This window comes from Candidatus Zymogenus saltonus (assembly GCA_016929395.1).
Taxonomy (GTDB): Bacteria; Desulfobacterota; Zymogenia; order Zymogenales; family Zymogenaceae; genus Zymogenus; species Zymogenus saltonus.
In genome coordinates, this window is sequence record JAFGIX010000065.1 from 25,175 (window position 1) to 42,728 (window position 17,554).

The following is a 17,554-nucleotide window of genomic DNA, read 5'->3' on the forward strand; positions in this document are numbered from 1 at the left end:
AGCTCCCGCATCCCCATTGTACACATGGCTTATATTCTCAACTCATACACCTCGTCTCTGCTCAACCTCGGCGGACAGATCGCCTTCGGCCACCTTATCGCCTTTATATCCCTTCCTCGTCCACAGCCCCGGCATCACCCGTCAAATTGCCAAACCACTTCCTGCTACACCCACCAAGTAAAAAATCATCCGCCGTTTTTTATTGCCCCGAAGCCCCCGACCGCTATCACCGACATCAGATCCGAATCGAGAGCTCCGGCAATCCCGTCAGGGCAACTCAGGCCTCGAAGCTGAACAGCGGCCTTGCCATGTCCCCCGCGGAGTATTTGTCTCCAGGGAATACCTTGACTCCCATGACTACCCGCTTTCCGATGAGGTCCATATCCACCTTGTTCGGGGCGATGTCGATAAGGTTTCCCATGATCCAGGGGCCCTCGTCGAGCTCCACCATGACAATTATATACGGGGCCTCACACTCCCTCCCCTCCGCCGCCACGTAGTTGGTGGTGAAGGTCTTGACGGAACCCTTCCCCGAGAGCTCGGTGATCTCGAGGTTGGTGCCGGTACACTCGGAGCAGACCATCTTCGGCGGGACGTTAATCGCGCCGCAGTCGCCGCATTTCAGGCCGAGAAGTTTGTTTTTCTTCAGCGCCTTGTTGAACTCCTTGAAACTCAGCTTGTATTCCATTTTACCAACCCCTTTCCAGAATAATATTAACGAGTGTTCCGCCGTCGCCGCCCAGGGTGTCGGTCATGCCGATCTTGGCGCCCTCGACCAGCCTCTCCGGCTCCACCTCTCCCCTCAGCTGGTTCACTATTTCATATACCTGACCGCCGCCGGTAGCTCCTATCGGGTGTCCCTTGGCCTTCAGTCCCCCGGAGGGATTTATCGCCACCTTGCCGCCTATTGCGGCCTCGCCCTTCATCCAGGCCTCGCCCGATGTCCCGAACTCGAAAAAGCCGAGGCTCTCCACCGCGATGATGCTGGCAATCGAGAAACAGTCGTGGAGCTCGCAGACGTCGATGTCATCGGGTGTCCTGCCCGCCATCTTGTAGGCCAGCTTCGAGGAGACCTCCCTCGAATATATCCTGGGGAGGTACTTCTTCTGGCTCGAGAGGGGCCCGGCTGAGGCCTGACCCACGCCGGTAATATATACGGGCTTGTCGGTCAGCTTCTTTGCGGCGTCCTCGGACGCCAGTATCAGGGCCGACCCTCCGTCGGAGAAGGGACAGCAGTCGTGGAGCTGAATCGGCGTCGAGACCATGAAGGAATTGAGGACGTCCTCTATGGTTACCTCTTTTCTCATCTGGGCCTTCGGGTTATGCATCCCGTACTTGTACGACTGGACCGACACCTGGGCCATCTGCTCCTTGAGCTTTTTCAGTGGGACGTTGTAATGGCTGGCGTAGAGGTGGGCGAGCATTGCGAACACCCCCGGAAATGTTATACCGCTGGGGAATTCGTATCTGCTGTCGCTGAACATGGCGAACGTCCTTGTCGCCAGCGGGGTCCCCATCGTTGCGGCCCTCTCCACGCCGCCCGCCAGGACTATATCGTAAAAGCCGGAGGCCACCCACATGAAGGCGTCCCTTACGGCCATCGAGGCGGAGGCGCAGGCGCCCTCGTACCTGTTGGCGGGCACGTTGAAACAGCCGATGTTTTCCGCCGCAAATGCCTGAACCATACCCTGTCCCTCGGAGAAATCCCCGAGGACGTTTCCCACAAAGAGGGCCTGAATGTCCCTCGGCTTGATATTCGACTTGGCCATCGCCTCCAGCGCCGCCTCGGCGAAGAGCTCCACCTCCGTCTTATCCTGTGCGGCCGTGAAATTTGTCTGGGCCACACCGATAACTGCTACCTTTTTCACTACACTACCTCCTTTAGCTGTCTTAAAAAATCGCTTTTTCTTCTACAGTCACAATTTTCGTATTATACGGTTCATTAAAGGGTAACGGCGACTTCCAATAAAAAAAGTAAGGACAAAAAAATCCCGCCGCTAAAGACAATCCGGGTTCCGGCCGCCGAAAATGAATTAATGGGGAGGCGGCCGTCCAGCACCTCTCAAAGCCGTGATCCTCGCCAGTCGCCGCATGACAATACACATAAATAACCGCGGCATAAATAGTATTTCCAATTGGGCGGGGGCCTGTGAGGCGTGCTTCGGCATAAGGGAAGGCGGGTGTGGGGGCCGCCGGAAAGGCCCCGGTTTTTGGCACATTAAGGCGGAGGGAGAAAATAAAATCCGAGTCGTACCCGATCTTCATATCAAAATCTTGCCGAGCCTTGACATAAAGGAGATAAGGAGAGAGACCTATTATCCTCAAAGGTTTTTATCAAAGGCGTTAGGAGTTTTGATATTTTTGCCAAAGAGCGATTCAGTAAATAGTACGAAGTTTCAAAGAACAATTTACTCTTCACATTCAAAAGAGATGGATTTTGATACAATAACTGTTTTTGCCGCGTCCTAAATCAGTGTCCCACGTACAAATAGCTTTGTGAAAAACGGTCTGCAATTCCCCCCCCCTCCCCCCCCTTTTTTTTGTCATCACTCCCTGAGGTCGCCGCGGGATCTCACTCTTTCAAGCCGCTTAAGGGAGAAACCGCCTCAAACTCCCTTCTTGTAGGCACCGCAGACCTTGCCGATATTGTTAAATATCTCTTCGGCCGCGCTGTAGGGGTCTATCTCCCCGGACGATGCCATCTTCTGAACGAGGTCGTAATAATCTCCGCCGGAACAGATGGCCCCCTTGACGGCATCGTCCACCATCTGCTCCACGATCTTGAAAAGCTCCGCCTTCGACCTCTTGATTCTTCTCTCTTCCAGCCCCCCCGATCTTTCGAGGTATTTTCGGTGCTCCTCGATGACCTCGATAAGCTCTTCTATCCCCTGGTCCATCGTGGCCACGGTCTGAACGATTCTCTCCTTCCATCCCTTGTTTCCTCTATTCCCGAGCTGGAGCATGAACTCGAGCTCGGAAAGCATACGGGACGCCTCCGGGCGATCCGACTTGTTGACGACGTATATATCGCCGAACTCCAAGATGCCGGCCTTTATGCTCTGGATGGCGTCGCCGCCTCCGGGCATGGTGACGATAATCAGGGTTTGGACGAAGTTTTCGATGTCGATCTCGTCCTGGCCCACGCCGATGGACTCCACGATGATAACGTCCTTTTTGAAGGCGTCCAGTATATTGATCACGTCGTTCGTCGCGATGGCGAGCCCGCCCGACGACCCTCTCGTGCCCATGCTCCTGATGAAGACCCCCTTGTCGCCCGTGAGCTCCAGCATCCTGACCCTGTCCCCCAAAAGGGCGCCCCCGGTCAGGGGGCTTGTGGGATCGACGGCGATTATGCCCACGGTCTTTCCCTGTTTTCTGTACGCCAAACCCAGCTTCGCGATGAGACTGCTCTTGCCGACCCCGGCAATACCGGTAATCCCGATGATGTGGGCGCCTCCCCCGTATTTGTAAAGCCTCTTTATCGCCTCCCTCGCCCCGGGGTCGTTGTTCTCCACGAGGGTGATCAGCCGGGAGAGCGCATGATTTTCACCGTTTAAAAGCCTTTCCACAAGGTCTGTTCCCTTGGCACGACTTGAGATTGAACCTCCACTCTTGTTTGCTGTGTCTCTGATTTCTCTTCTCCTAAATAATCAGCTTGAACCATTTCCTTTTCAATATATTCCGGTCACTCCGGTAAACAGTGAAATTTCTCATTAGGATTACATTATTTTGTCGATACGTCAAGAGATTTCAACCAATTTTCCGCTTCTCTTTTTAAATATCTTGCGACGCGGACAAACGCTCACTCACAAGTTTTAAAAAAACTGTTGACTGTCGATAAAGATTTTCTCAATCAGACAATGGGAATTAATTAGGACGGCAGTTCCTGCCAAAGGAAGGATGGGGAACAGGTATTAAAAACGTTTTCTATTTATGCGGCATCGCTTTTTTTAAGCGACCCGATTGGTGCGTCATTGGCCCGCCCGATGGACTGGCCAACCAATCGCAATGAAATTTCTTTCAGCTCCCTTTCAGTTCCATTTTCCCTAAAAAGCAAAAGAATTAAATGAACAGATCTAATATCTATCGGTCTATCGGGCATCACCTATTCAGTACATGCTCTCGATGATGTCCTTGTACATCTCGTTTATCTGCTTGCGCTTCACCTTCATGGTGGGGGTCAGCTCGCCGTCCTCCTGGTCGAGCCTCTTGTCCAGTATCGTGAACTTCTTTATCGACTCTACCCTGGCAAGCTCGTCGTTTACCTTTTCCACCTCGCCGTCGATCAGCTTTACTATCTCCGGGTTCCGGGAGAGGCTGGCGTAGGTGGTAAAGGGTATCCTGTTGTCCTGGGCGTACTTGGTCACGTTCTCCTCGTCTATCAATATCAGGGCGGTGAGATATTTTCTCTTCTCGCCTATCACTACCGCATCGTTGATGTACGGGGACATCTTGAGCTTGTTCTCGATGAACTGGGGGGCGATGTTTTTGCCGCCGGACGTGATCAGTATATCCTTTTTTCTGTCGGTGATCGTCAGGAAGCCCTCGTCGTCCATCACTCCCACGTCCCCGGTATGGAGCCAGCCTTTGATAAGAGTCTCCGCGGTCGCCTCCTTGTTCTTGAAATACCCCTTGAACACGTTCCCCCCCTTGACCAGTATTTCGCCGTCCTCGGCGATCTTTATCTCCACGCCGGGGAGCGGCTGCCCCACCGTGCCGAGCTTGATATTGTCGCCCTGGTGGATGGTCGCCGGGCCAGCGTCCTCCGTCTGGCCGTAGACCTCCCTCATCGGGACCCCTATCGCATGGTAGAACTCCAGGACGGCGGGCGAGATCGGGGCGGCCCCGGATATGACGAAGCGGGCGCGCTCCAGCCCCAGACGCTCCTTGAGTTTTCTCATGACGACGTAATGATACAGGCCGTAAACGAGCTTCAGTCCGAGGGGCACCCCCCCGGGTGAGAACTTCGCCTCGGCATACCTCATGCCGGCATTTATGGCCAGGTTAAAGACCAGCCTCTTGAACCATGTGGCCTCCTGCATCTTGATGATTATCGTCGAGTGGTACTTCTCCCAGATTCTTGGGACGCCGAAGACCACGGTGGGAGACACCTCCCTCATATTGTCCGATACGGTGTCCAGATTTTCTATGAAGTTTGACGTATAGCCGAAGTATATGCCGTTGAATACGGTCATCACCCTCTCGGCGATGTGAGAGAGCGGGAGGTAGGATAAAATCTCGTCGCTTTTGTAGATGGGATTCGTCTTTCCGAGCGAATCGGTCGTCCAGATGATGTTTTTGTGGGTGAGCATCGCCCCCTTCGGCGGACCGGTGGTTCCGGAGGTGTACACTATAAGGGCGGTGTCGTCCGCCTCGATTGTTTTGAGCCTCTCATCTATTGCGTTCGGATTTTTGTTCGCATAATCCCTTCCCAGCTCGAGGAACTTCTCGAAGCTCATGACCATCGGATCCGAATACCTCTTTAATCCCTCCATGTCGATGATTATTATCTTTTCGAGGCCGGGGAGCCTGTCCCTCACCTCCAGGGCCTTGTCAAGCTGTTCCTCGTCCTCCACGAAGTAGAAGCGGGATTCGGAGTGGTCGAGGATGTAGTGGACCTCGGCTGAGGCGTTGGTGGTGTAGATCGCCGTGGTGATCCCGCCCGTCGTCTGAATCCCCATGTCGATAAAGAGAAACTCGGGACGATTTTCTGATATAAGGGCCACCCTCTCCCCCTTTTTCACCCCGAGGGACAAGAGCCCGTTGGCGACCTCTCTCGCCCTCTCAGCGTACTCCCCCCAAGATATGTCGTGCCAGATCCCGAACTCCTTCTTTCGCATGGCCACCTTGTTTTTATCCCTCTTGGCCCTGCTGTAAAGATATTCGGGGACGGTATTGAAGTCCCCTAAATTATCCCTAATCTCGGTCTCTTTCAACAGATTTTCCTCCTGAAAAGGATTTTATCTTTTAAATAGAGCCTCTCGTTCAAACAAGGACGGTCCGCCGTAATTTGATAAGATATATTTATAATAGCATTAAAAAACCACAAACACTCAAAGTCCCCTTCCACCCCTCATCTAAAAAACCAGCTAACAGCAAATATCAACCTCCCCCCCATCCCCCCCTCTCCTCACGGCCTTACCAATACCCCATCGACCACCACCCATCGCCCATCGAATATCAAATCCCGAAACCGAACCCTCCCTACCTCCACCTCTTTTTTCTCTTGTAGCGCTTGAACCCCTTGACCGAGTCCTCCTTGACAGCCCCGAGGTAAAACTCCCTGACGTCCTCGTTCTCCATGAGGTTCTCGCAGGTGTCGGAGAGGACTATCCTCCCGGTCTCTAGGACGTAGCCGTAGTCCGCGATGTGAAGGGCCATGTTTGCGTTTTGCTCCACGAGGAGGATCGTAACCCCCTCTTTATTGATCTCCCTTATTATCTCGAATATCTCCCTTACCAGAATTGGCGCAAGCCCCAGCGACGGCTCATCCAGCATCAAAAGCTTCGGGCGGGACATCAGCCCCCTGGCGATGGCCAGCATCTGCTGCTCCCCACCTGAGAGGGTGCCGGCAAGCTGCGTTCCCCTCTCCCCCAATACGGGGAAGTGTTCAAGCATTCGCTCGTAGTCGGCGTTGATGCCGTCCTTGTCCCTCCTTCTGTAGGAACCCATCCTTAGGTTCTCTTTGACCGTAAGCTCCGGGAAGACCTCCCTCCCCTCCGGGACGTACGATATCCCCAGAGAGACGAGGTTTTCGGCTTTCTTTCGTTCGATGTTTTTGCCGTTAAAAACGATCTTTCCCTTCTCCGGCTGTTCTTCGAGAAGGCCGGCGATCGTCTTTAGAATCGTCGTCTTTCCCGCGCCGTTCGCCCCGAGGATCGTGACGATGCTCCCTTTTTCGACTGTGAGCGAGATGCCTTTCAGTGCCGTTATCTTGCCGTAGAGGGTTTCTATGTTCGACACCTCCAGAAAGCCCGACCCTCCCACGACATCCCCCCTGCTCATCCCTTTACCTCCACTCTTAACACCCCTGACGTTGTCGGTCTTACTCATTTGCGGCCTCCTCCTCCCCCAGATAGGCCCTTATAACCTCGGGGTGCTTCTGGATCTCCTCCGGCTTTCCCCGGGCGATCTTCCTTCCGAAGTTCAGAGCCATGATCTCGTCGGAGATGCTCATGATCAGGTTCATATCGTGCTCGACAAGGATTATGGTTATCCCGAAATCGTCCCGGATGTCCTTGATCCAGATCATCAGGTCTTCCCTCTCCTCGAGGTTCATTCCCGCCGACGGCTCGTCCAAAAGCATGATCACGGGATTGGTCGCGAGCGCCCGCCCCAGCTCCACGAGCTTCCTCGTGCCGTAGGGGAGGTTTATGACAAACTGGTTCCTCGCCGACTGGAGGTCCAAAAAGTCGATGATCTCCTCGGCGACCTTCCGGTTCTCTATCTCCTCTCTCGCCATGAACTCGGTAAAGGAGAGCATCGACCTCACCACGCCTCCCTTCATATGGAGGTGCCTGCCCAATAGGATGTTATCGAGGGCGGTCATGTGGGAGAAGAGCTCGATGTTCTGAAACGTCCGGGCGATGCCCAGCTTGGCAACCCTGTGGGGCTTCTTTTTGGTTATGTCAATGTCTTTAAAAAATATCTTGCCGCCGTCCGGCCTGTAGTTTCCGCTGATGCAGTTGAAAATGGTCGTCTTTCCCGCCCCGTTCGGGCCGATGATGGAGAATATCTGCCCCTTTTCAAGCTCAAAGGACACGTCCGAGAGGGCGGAAATCCCCCCAAAGGCGATTGACAAATTGGATACGGTCAGGATGGACATCAAACAGTTCTCTTTATTAGAAATGGATGAAAGCGGGCGGGGGAGAGTCCCCCGCCCATCAAATACGAATTTCTCACTCCGCGGGATAGAACCAGCCGGTTATATCCTCCAACTCTCCGGTCTCTGCGTTCGCCTTCATAAGGTAGAAGGAGGTCTGTCCCCTGTGATCCTTTTTAGAGTAGGTCACGTCGTGAATGAACATTCCCGAAACGTTCTTGAAAGAGTTCATCGACTTGATAAGGGACTCCCTGGTCAGGGGGCCCTTCACCTTCTTCAAACCTTCCACGAGGTACTCGGCAAAGTAGAAGCCGGCTATGGTAAACGTCCCTATGGCCTTGTCCACATCGCTCTCTGCGTACTCCTCCAGCGCCTTCCTGTACCATAAGGCTCCCTCGGAATCCCCCTGGGGATTCGGCGCGAAGTTCGCCACTATGGCGCCGTCCCAGGCCTTGCCCAGAAGCTTGATCATAACGGGATCGGAAATGGCGCTGGTGCCCAGCCATTGGGGCAGAAATCCCAGCTGTGCGCAGGTTCCTACAAAGAGGGCTGAGTGCCTAGCGGTGCCGTAGATCACAACCGCATCAGGATTGGCCTGCTTCATCTTGAGGGCGTGGGCGGAAAAATCGGTGTCGGACACCTCGTAGGCCACCCTCTCCACCACCTCGATGCCGTTCTCCGTTGCGGCCTTCTCCGCCCCGGCAAGCCCGTCACCGCCGAACTCGTCGTTCTGGTAGAACACGCCGATCGTCTTAACGCCGAGGTCCTTTGCGGCGTAGTTTACAAGCGCCTGCGCACCCAGATAGTACTGGGGATAGCCAACGAATACATTATCCAGCGGCGGCTCGGATATGGAGCGGTTGCCGCCGATGACCCCGATCCAGGGAACATCGCTCTTGTCGATGTAGTCCTTTACGGCCTCGACGTTAGCGGCCCCGAGGACCCCGACGATAGCAAAGACCTTCTCCTCTTCGACAAGCTTCTTCACGTTGGTGAGGGCGTTGGGGGGCATGTAGCCGTCATCCAGGATAACTATCTTGAGGTTCCTGCCGTTTATCCCCCCCTCGGCGTTTATCGCCTTGAAGTAGGTCTCCATTGCCCGCTGGACGGCGCCCCATGCATTGGCGGGGCCGGTCAGGGGGCCGGTGGTTCCGATCAGTATCTCGGTGTCCGTAACGCCGGGCACCTCCTCCGCCGGTTTTGGCTCACATCCGATAACACAAAAGAGCCCGAAGATTAGAACGAAAACTGCAAATAGTCTAAACGCTTTCATAATATACACCTCCAAATAATAATGGTGCTAACACATCAAAAATACCAATCTTCATATATCACCCCCTTTTCCATCATAAGGTAACCAAATTTTATATTTTACACCTTCTTTACGTAATGCCTCGCCAGAAGCCCCGACGGCCTGATGCACAGAACGATAACGATCACCAGAAAGGCGAAGGGCGTTTTTAGATCCATCGACACGTAAAATCCGAAGAGGTTTTCCGTAATCCCCAGTATCCACCCCCCGATGATGGCCCCCGGAAGGCTCGTCAACCCCCCCATTGTCGCGGCGGCAAAGGCCTTCAGAAACGGAAACAGCATCGTGTTCGTATTCAGATAGAACTTCGCGGCGGTGAGAATCCCCGCTATTGCGCCGAGGACGGAGCTCATACCCCAGGTAAGGGCGAATATCCTCTTGGTCTTGATCCCCATGAGCCTTGCCGCCGATTCCACCTGAGAGGTCGCCCGCATGGCGGTCCCTACCTTTGAAAATCTGAAGAAGAAAAAAAGCAGTACGATGAGGAGCGCCGTTATGACGAGGATGATCAGGTCGAGCTGGCTTACCTCGATGTTCCAAAAAGCGATCATCTTGAAGTTCTCCGGCCCCATCGGGTTGGGCAGAGCGTGATCCTGGGTGCCGAACCTGCTGCTGGCCACCCCGTCGAGAGCGAGCCAGAGCCCTATCGTAACGACTATCAGGCCCAGCTGAGTCGGCTCCTTGGCCGGCCCCATCGTGAAAAACTCGATTACAAAAAAGATAAAAAAGATCAGGCAGGAATAGAAGGCCGGCATATTTGAGCGTATCAGGAAGAAGATGCATCCCGCGAGGGTGGCCGCTATGAATAAAATGACCTTCCACTTTGTGATCGGCCTCAGCGTGAAGAACTCTATCGCGGCCCCCAGAATAAACGCCGAGATAAATATTATTACGAGGATCAGAATAAACGCAAGCGTCAGGGGAAGCCCCCCCTCTATTCCCCCCCCTCCCCCTGAAAAGGAATTTACGGCCACGATAATCCGGGGCATATGCTTTTCCATCAGGGTATAGCAGCAGAAGGTGATAAACATCCCCATGTTTCCGTGGGCGAAGTTCAAGACCTCCGACGTCTTGTAGATCAGGACGACCCCCAGGGCGATCATCCCGTAGAGGCTTCCCACCGCCAGACCCTGCAGAGTCAAATATGTAATATCTCCATCCATAATCGATTCCAACCCGTCGACTCAATATTAAAAAGGCCACATCATCCAGTATACCTTAAGCCTTATCCAGATTCCCCTGATCCCGAGCGGCTCCAGCATTATTATGACGACCATGATTGCGCCCGTAACGATGACGTTCAGATCGCCGTGCCCAGAGAGGAACTGGGGAAGTATCGTAAAGAGGACGGCCCCCGCTATCGATCCGAGGATGGAGCCGAGTCCCCCCACGACGATGATTGCGAGCATAGTGATGGATGAGATGAGGCTGTACTGCATGGGGGCCACGAACTGAACCATATGCGCCTGCAGCGCCCCCGCCATCCCCGCATAAAAGGCGGAGATCGCAAAGGCGAGCGTCCTGTAGTAGGTGAGATTCACCCCCACGGTCTCGGCCGCTATCTCGCTGTCCCTTATCGCTATGAAGGCCCTCCCTATCCTCGACTTCATCAGGTTGACGGCAAAAAGTACCAAAATGACCGTAATAAAGAGTATCAGGTAATAGACCTGCTTATCCGGCGTCAGCCTTATCGCCCCGATGAAAATATCGGTGTCCATCGTGTCGAATATCGCAAAAGTGGGAGTCTTCAGGCCCATCCTTCCGCCGGTCAATCCCTTCAGAAACTCCAGGGCCGGCCCGAAATCGAGGGGCGGGACAAACTCCCCCCCGCCTCCGCCCCCCCTGAAACCAAAGACGATCCTCGCCGGCAGATTTATGAATAAATTCACAAACCTGATGAATAACCCGAGCACGGTGTCCCAGACGCCGAGCACCTGCTCGACGGCGATCCCAAAGCCGAGGGTAGCAATCGCCAGATAGGGTCCCTCCATCCTCAGGGCCGGAAGCCCGAGTATAAAGCCGAAGAGAGCCGCCATCAGGCCCGCCGTGGGAATCGCCAGGAGCATGGGGAAGCCGGCCTTCATCACCAGCAGAACCGAGGTGTAGGCTCCTATGGCAAGGAAGCCCGCATGACCCAGCGACACCTGCCCCGTATATCCCACAAGTATATTTAAGCCTATGGCTATTATTATGTTGATAAAAAGTGTGCTTGCTATGTGTGTGTTGAAGCTGGTTGCGAAAAGCGGGAAGAATAAGAGAAAAACAAGCAGGATTAAAGTCCAGACACCGATGAAATTACTCTTTATGAGCTTTATATCCTCATAATAATTTCGCTTTAAATCCATACAATCCCTTTTCGAGCTTTGCCGGATCTTCAGATTTGACTTGAGAGTGAGCGGGGAAAATATACAATATGAGATTGAGGGAGAGAAGAAGTCAAATTAATGTTGCTTCTGTATATCAAAAACGGCAAACAAATTCAAGTCTTTTTTTATGAAAACAGCTTTTTCAATTGTATTATTGCCGATTAATGTGATTATAAGAAAATTTTTTTGACCACACAAATTTAATGTAATATTATTGAGGAATGGACCCCCATGAGAAAATAGGAAGGTCGACGCTTACCGGAATCGGCTCCCTGACCTTCGGGGCGATAGTGCTCGAGGTTTCCTTAACGAGGCTCTTTTCGGTCTCCCAGGGCTACCACTTCGCCTTTCTGGTCGTAAGCATCGCGCTTTTGGGAGTCGGGGCCGGGGGGAGCTTCCTGATGGCCTTCGGGGACAGGATCAAGGGATCAATGAACGTTCTGCCGACGGCATCGTTCCTCTTTTCCGCGACCACCTTGGCCTCCTACGTTTGCGTGAACAACATCCCCTTCGACCTCGATAGAATCGCCGTGGATCCGAGACAGCCCTTCTTTCTTTTCGCCGCCTATTTCGCGCTGTCCGTCCCCTTCTTCTTCTCTGGGCTTGCGGTCGCGTTCATCATCTCGAGGGCGCCCCGATTCTCAGGGCGGATATTGTCCGCCGATCTGATCGGCGCGGGGTTCGGCGGCGTTTCGGCCCTCCTCTTCCTGAGCATAAGCGGCGGGAAGACGGGGATCATAGCCGCCTCCCTCTTAGGCGGGGTCGCCGCCCTCTTCCTGTCGAGGGGAAGGATAACGTTTATCTTGTGGTCGGCGGCAACGCTGATCCTCCTTCTTTTCGCCCCACCCTTCATGGACGTCAGGATATCCCCCTACAAGGAGCTGTCCCAGGCCCTGAGATACCCGAACTCCAGCGCCGAGACCTTCTACAACGCGGTGTCGAGGATAGACCTCGTAAAAAGCGGCGCCGTGAGAACCGCCCCCGGAATCTCCCTGAAGTACACCGAAGACCTCCCCGAGCAGCTGGGGCTTTCCGTCGACGGGGAGGGACTCGTCGCCGTAACGAGGGGGAACGGGACGGGAGACGACTGGAGGTTCGTCGAGTACCTCCCCTCCTCCCTGCCCTACTATTTGATCGAAAGCAAAGAAAGTAAAAAGCCGGAAATCCTCCTACTGTATCACGGTGGCGGGATGGAGATCGCCGGGGCGCTGCGGCTCGGAGAAAGCAGGGTCACAGCCGTGGAGAGAAACCGACTCATTATTAAGCTTATAGGGGAAAAACTTGACGGGTTTACGGGGGGACTCTTGAGAGACGAGAGGATCACGGTAAAAGTAGGCGCGCCGAGGGCGCTCCTCTCCGGTGACGATGAGACCTACGACCTCATCGTGATAGCCGGCCCCACGACCCTCGGAGCTTCGAGCAGCGGGACGGGCGGGATAGGGGAGAACTACGATCTGACGATCGAGGCGGTTGGCCTCTACCTCTCCCACTTAAGGCCGGGCGGCTACATAACCGTCACCAAATACATGATCCCGCCCCCCAGGGAGGAACTGAAGCTCCTCGCCACGCTCGCGGCTGCCATGAAATCGGTCGGTCTCTCCCCGTCCCGTTCAACGCTGGCGATACGAAGCTGGGGCACCATAACCTGCGTCGTCAAGAAAGGCGGGTTGTCCAAAGAGGAGGTGGAGATCACAAAGCGGTTTTGCGAGAATCGCTCCTTTGACACGGTCTATTTCCCGGGGATCAACGAATCGGACATCAACAGGCACAACATCTTCTCGGAGCCGGTCTACGAACGCTGCATCAAAAAGATCTTGGAGGAAACGGAAAAGGCAACTCCCTCGAAAAGGAACGCCTATTTTGACGAAGCCCGAGCCGAAACCGGGTTCTTTTCGGACTACCTCTTCGACGTCAGGCCCGCCACCGACAACAAGCCGTTTTACTACAAATTCTTCAAGGGGGACAGGGTTAAAGAGACGTATCTCGCCGTGGACAAGAAATGGCCGATACTCCTGAAGGGGGGCTACCTGGTGTGGGTCGTGTTCCTGCAGGGGATGATATTGAGCCTTCTCCTGATCGTCTTTCCCGTCCTGTTCAAGAGGAGGAGGATCAGAAGGGGCGACCTCTCCTCCCTCTACCCGTTTTTCGCCATAGGCCTCGCCTTTATCTTCCTGGAGATCGGGCTGATCAAGAGGTTCATTTTCTTTCTCGGCGAGCCGACTTTCGCCGTCAGCGCCGCCGTCTCCTCGATCCTCGTCTCCGCGGGGCTGGGAAGCTACACGTCGGGGAGGATAAAGGGAATCGGGATCAGGTACCTCCTCATCTCGGCCGTGGTCGCCCTCTCGGCCTTGATACTTATCTACAGGCTTTTTCTCGTCGGCATCCTCGACGGCCTGATAGCGCTTCCTACAGTCGTCAAGTACATGGCTTCGGCCCTCATAACGGCGCCGTTGGGCTTTGCCATGGGCTTCCCGTTCCCAACGCTGATAAGAAAGGCTGAGGTGGACGGGAGGGGTGAGCTGATTCCCTGGGCGTGGTGCGTAAACGGAACCGCCTCGGTCGTGGGGGCCCCGCTTTCGGTTATCTGCGCCCTTTCGGCCGGCTTTTCCGGCGTGATGGCGGCGGCGGCCCTCCTATACCTCACGATTCTTCCCGCCCTCGTCCGAAAAAGGTGACCGGGCACCCCCCTGATATAAGCGGAATCCTCCCCTACCGCCTCTGGGCCTCGCCTGTCATCGGGACGAAGCGAACGGACATCAGGTGCCGAACTTTGTAATCATCACCGTCTCTGGTCACGAGTGTCAGGGTCTGAAAATACTCCGTGCTCCCCAGGGGGATGACGAGCCTTCCGCCGTCCTTGAGCTGCCTCAGGAGGGGAGGAGGAATGTGGTTTGCGGCGCATGTAACGACAATCGCGTCAAAGGGGGCCGCGTACTCCCAGCCGTAGTAGCCGTCGCTGGCCCTGACCTTAACGTTGTGGTATCCGAGTCTAAGGAGCCTCTTCTCCGCCTTGTCCGCCAGGAGCCGTTTTATCTCGATTGTGTAGACCTCCGCCGCTATAAGCGAGAGGATCGCCGCCTGATAACCTGAACCAGTCCCTATCTCCAGGACCTTTGAGTTGGTTTTGAGCTTCAGAAGCTCCGTCATCACTGCAACGATATAGGGCTGGGAGATTGTCTGTCCCTGCTCGATGGGAAGGGGATAATCCCCATAGGCTTTATCGACCAGCTCCTTTGGGATGAACTTGTGCCTCGGAACGGCCATCATGGCCGAGAGGACCCTCTCATCCGTAACTCCCCGGGCCTTTATCTGGTTTACGACCATGTTCTTTCGCTGGCCGTAATATTTATCCTTATCCATTTTAGCCCCTTCGGCCCCGGAAGCCGGAATCAAAAGGATGCAGACGAGGAGAAAAACGGTGAAGCCTCTTAGACTTATCCTGTTCACCTCGATTCCCCTTTTTATATAACAGTCCACCGATTTATATTTAAAAGTCAGAGAACTCAAACGACCCGCGTGTGACGGGATACGATCTTCGAGAAGGCCATCGACCCCAAGAAGAGTCGGCGGTCTAACCCCTCAAATCAATCTTCAATAGGTTCCCGTCGAGTCTGACATTGTATATCCTGAGGTTTTTTTCCGCTGGGCCCATGATCCTGTTCCCCTTGAGATCGAAGGCGCTGGACCCGGCGCTGGAGCAGATGAACTGCTTCTTGTCGTGGTGATATTCCAGCTCCACGCCGCGGTGGGTGCAGTGAATCGAAGCCGCAACGTATTCATTCTCCCCCACCCTTGCGATAATCAGAGCGTCAAGAAGCCTCGAATCGATTATCTTCACCGACCCGCCCACAATGCTGAGGTCGGGGGTTTTGTCGAGATTGACAACGACCTCCGGCCCCTCCTCGACGGTATAGGCTTCGCTGTCTATCGGCGGCGTTTTGCCCACGCCCGTAAAGGTGGAACAGCCGGAGATCCCGCAGAGGCAGACCGTAGCCCCGGCCGACACCGCGCCGCATATAACGAAATCCCTCCTCGTTATTCCTTTCTCATCGATCTTATCATCGACCTTCTCATCAACCATTTCAGTCCTCCACTTTTTAAACATGTTAAACCAAAACCTCTATCGACTTATATCACACCAATCTGACGAAAAACAATAACCACGGCACAACCCCCCACATCCGGACGCCGGAAGTCGTCATTGACCGAAGACGAAGGTCGTCCTTCCTATCTGGATTTTATCCCCCTGGGAGAGGGGTATGCGGGTGACCGGTTTTCCATTGACCGTCGTTCCGTTCTTGGAGCCGAGGTCTTCTATAACATATCTCCCGTTATCCACCTTGATCATAGCGTGCCTCCTCGAGGCCTTGGCGTCGTAGTTCAGCGCTATGTCGTTTTCCGGGCTTCTGCCGATGCGAACGGGATCGACCCCGAGGCGTATGACCACCCCCTTCGCCTCCACGCTGATGACTGTCAGGTAGCCGCCCCCCGAAATATCTTTGGCCCCCCCTCCCGCCGGCTGCTTACGGGGGGGTGGGGCCTCCCGCCTAATGGTCGCCAGCATAAGCTCCCTTGCCATCTCCGAGGCGCTCGAGAAACGATCCCCGGGATTTTTCCGCATCGCCTTTAATATCACCGCCTCGAGATACTCCGGGATATTCCTGTTTATCGAGCTCGGGGCCGGGGGATTTTCCTGGATGTGCTTGTTCAAGACGGCCAGGTGGTCCCCCTCGAAGGGGGGCCTTCCGGTGGCCATCTCGAAGAGTATTACGCCCATGGAGTAGAGATCGGAGCGGTGATCGACCCTGTCCCCCCTCGCCTGCTGGGGCGACATGTAATAAGGCGTTCCAATTATCGTCCCAAGGGAGGTGATGGTCCTCTTTGTGGTTATCCTCGCTATCCCGAAGTCCATCACCTTGACGATCCCGTTTCTCATCAACATCAGGTTTGCGGGTTTCAGATCCCTATGCACTATGTTCAGGCCGTGGGCATAGTCGAGGGCGGAAAGGGTCTGGGACGCAACGTCGAGGGTGAACTTCAGGTCGAGGGGCCCCCTCTTTTTGTATATCAGCTCGTTTAGCGAAGAGCCCTCCAACAGCTCCATGACCAGGTGCGGGACCTTCCCGTCCATAACCATCCCGTAAATCCGCATGATGTTCTTGTGATTGAGCTTTATCCCGAGTTCTCCCTCCCTCTTTATCCGCTCGAGGTTTTCCGGCTCCGCTATTATATCCCGATGGGGGATTTTCACCGCCGCAAAGCCGCCCCCGGGAACAAGCTTCGCCCGATACACCGTGGAGTATCCCCCCACCCCTATCTCCTCGATTATCTCATAGGAGTCAAACGTCACCCTCTCCGGGGCGGTGGAAACCCTCCCCGGGGCCGGTGCCGGGCGCCTATTAATATTCGAGTAGTCACGGTCGGGGTCGTCGACAAACCGGAGGATCACCCCCCCCATCCTTATCTCGTCTCCGGGACTCAAGAGGGCCGTCTTTACCTTCTTGCCGGAAACGAACGTCCCGTTGGAAGAGCCGAGATCGTGGATGAAGAATCCCTCCTTCTCACTCACGATCATCGCGTGGTTTCTGCTGACCTCGAGATCGTTTAATAAAATATTGTTTTGCGGGCCTCGCCCGATTGAGATCTCTGGGCTGTCTATGGGAAAGAGGTCGCCCTGGGCCGAGCCTGACAGGAGCTTTAAGAAAAAGCCCGAGCCTGAGGCCGGCTTTTTTGCCCCCGAGGGTTTCGGGACGGAGCCTTCGCTCCCCCCGCCGTCTACCACCCTGGTCTTGCTGGACATAAGTCTATAAAACCTATTATCCCGGTCTTTTAAAATATATGAAACGGCCCGTCTCAACGGGCTTCGGCGAGGGATAACAACGGCGATTACCACAGTTAAGAAATCACTGTGAGAAACGCCCGGACAACCTACCCTCCCCCCCAATATCGCCCCGCAATCCCCATTCCCTCGACCACCCCTAAATTATGGGTTTACGACCCCCACTTCCTCCATCCCGTCACACCATCCACCAATATCCGAAACCGCCGTCGCCC

General features: G+C 54.7%; 14 protein-coding genes. 1 reads left to right on the plus strand and 13 read right to left on the minus strand.

The features are described 5' to 3' along the window. Nucleotides 1–277 precede the first annotated feature (277 nt). The 10 genes from JW984_12895 to JW984_12940 all read right to left on the minus strand — a co-directional run bounded on the left by JW984_12895 (nt 278) and on the right by JW984_12940 (nt 11,479). Entirely contained in the window at nt 278–676 is a 399-nt protein-coding gene (locus tag JW984_12895; protein MBN1574086.1) for a Zn-ribbon domain-containing OB-fold protein, read from the minus strand. Between the two features lie 13 nt (nt 677–689). Continuing rightward, complete coding sequence (locus tag JW984_12900) at nt 690–1,868, minus strand: propanoyl-CoA acyltransferase (protein ID MBN1574087.1); 1,179 nt, start codon at nt 1,866–1,868, stop codon at nt 690–692. A 22-nt stretch (nt 1,869–1,890) separates the two neighbouring features. After that, complete coding sequence (locus tag JW984_12905; GenBank protein ID MBN1574088.1) at nt 1,891–2,265, minus strand: hypothetical protein; 375 nt, start codon at nt 2,263–2,265, stop codon at nt 1,891–1,893. A 341-nt stretch (nt 2,266–2,606) separates the two neighbouring features. Beyond that, nucleotides 2,607–3,599, minus strand: coding sequence for a methylmalonyl Co-A mutase-associated GTPase MeaB (gene meaB / locus JW984_12910; protein ID MBN1574089.1), 993 nt, complete (start codon nt 3,597–3,599; stop codon nt 2,607–2,609). Between the two features lie 510 nt (nt 3,600–4,109). Further along, entirely contained in the window at nt 4,110–5,840 is a 1,731-nt protein-coding gene (locus tag JW984_12915; GenBank protein ID MBN1574090.1) for an AMP-binding protein, read from the minus strand. Nucleotides 5,841–6,204: 364 nt separating this feature from the next. Next, nucleotides 6,205–7,005 carry an ABC transporter ATP-binding protein gene (locus JW984_12920; protein ID MBN1574091.1) on the minus strand — a complete coding sequence of 267 codons (801 nt, stop codon included), beginning with the start codon at nt 7,003–7,005 and terminating at the stop codon, nt 6,205–6,207. 40 nt (nt 7,006–7,045) lie between these two features. Beyond that, a complete protein-coding gene (locus JW984_12925; GenBank protein MBN1574092.1) occupies nt 7,046–7,825 on the minus strand; it encodes an ABC transporter ATP-binding protein in 780 nt (259 codons plus the stop codon). 73 nt (nt 7,826–7,898) lie between these two features. After that, complete coding sequence (locus JW984_12930) at nt 7,899–9,095, minus strand: ABC transporter substrate-binding protein (protein MBN1574093.1); 1,197 nt, start codon at nt 9,093–9,095, stop codon at nt 7,899–7,901. A gap of 98 nt (nt 9,096–9,193) precedes the next feature. After that, on the minus strand, nt 9,194–10,297 hold the full coding sequence (locus JW984_12935; protein MBN1574094.1) for a branched-chain amino acid ABC transporter permease: 1,104 nt from the start codon (nt 10,295–10,297) through the stop codon (nt 9,194–9,196). Between the two features lie 27 nt (nt 10,298–10,324). Then, a complete protein-coding gene (locus JW984_12940; GenBank protein ID MBN1574095.1) occupies nt 10,325–11,479 on the minus strand; it encodes a branched-chain amino acid ABC transporter permease in 1,155 nt (384 codons plus the stop codon). 242 nt (nt 11,480–11,721) lie between these two features. Between JW984_12940 and JW984_12945 the strand changes: the two genes are divergently transcribed. Next, nucleotides 11,722–14,175, plus strand: a complete 2,454-nt coding sequence (locus tag JW984_12945) for a hypothetical protein (protein MBN1574096.1) — start codon at nt 11,722–11,724, stop codon at nt 14,173–14,175. Nucleotides 14,176–14,209: 34 nt separating this feature from the next. Here JW984_12945 and JW984_12950 read toward each other — a convergent pair whose 3' ends face one another. The 3 genes from JW984_12950 to JW984_12960 all read right to left on the minus strand — a co-directional run bounded on the left by JW984_12950 (nt 14,210) and on the right by JW984_12960 (nt 17,300). Next, nucleotides 14,210–14,860, minus strand: coding sequence for a protein-L-isoaspartate(D-aspartate) O-methyltransferase (locus JW984_12950; protein MBN1574097.1), 651 nt, complete (start codon nt 14,858–14,860; stop codon nt 14,210–14,212). 211 nt (nt 14,861–15,071) lie between these two features. Further along, entirely contained in the window at nt 15,072–15,581 is a 510-nt protein-coding gene (locus JW984_12955) for a Rieske 2Fe-2S domain-containing protein (protein MBN1574098.1), read from the minus strand. A gap of 117 nt (nt 15,582–15,698) precedes the next feature. Next, nucleotides 15,699–17,300, minus strand: a complete 1,602-nt coding sequence (locus JW984_12960) for an FHA domain-containing protein (protein ID MBN1574099.1) — start codon at nt 17,298–17,300, stop codon at nt 15,699–15,701. Nucleotides 17,301–17,554: the final 254 nt, after the last annotated feature.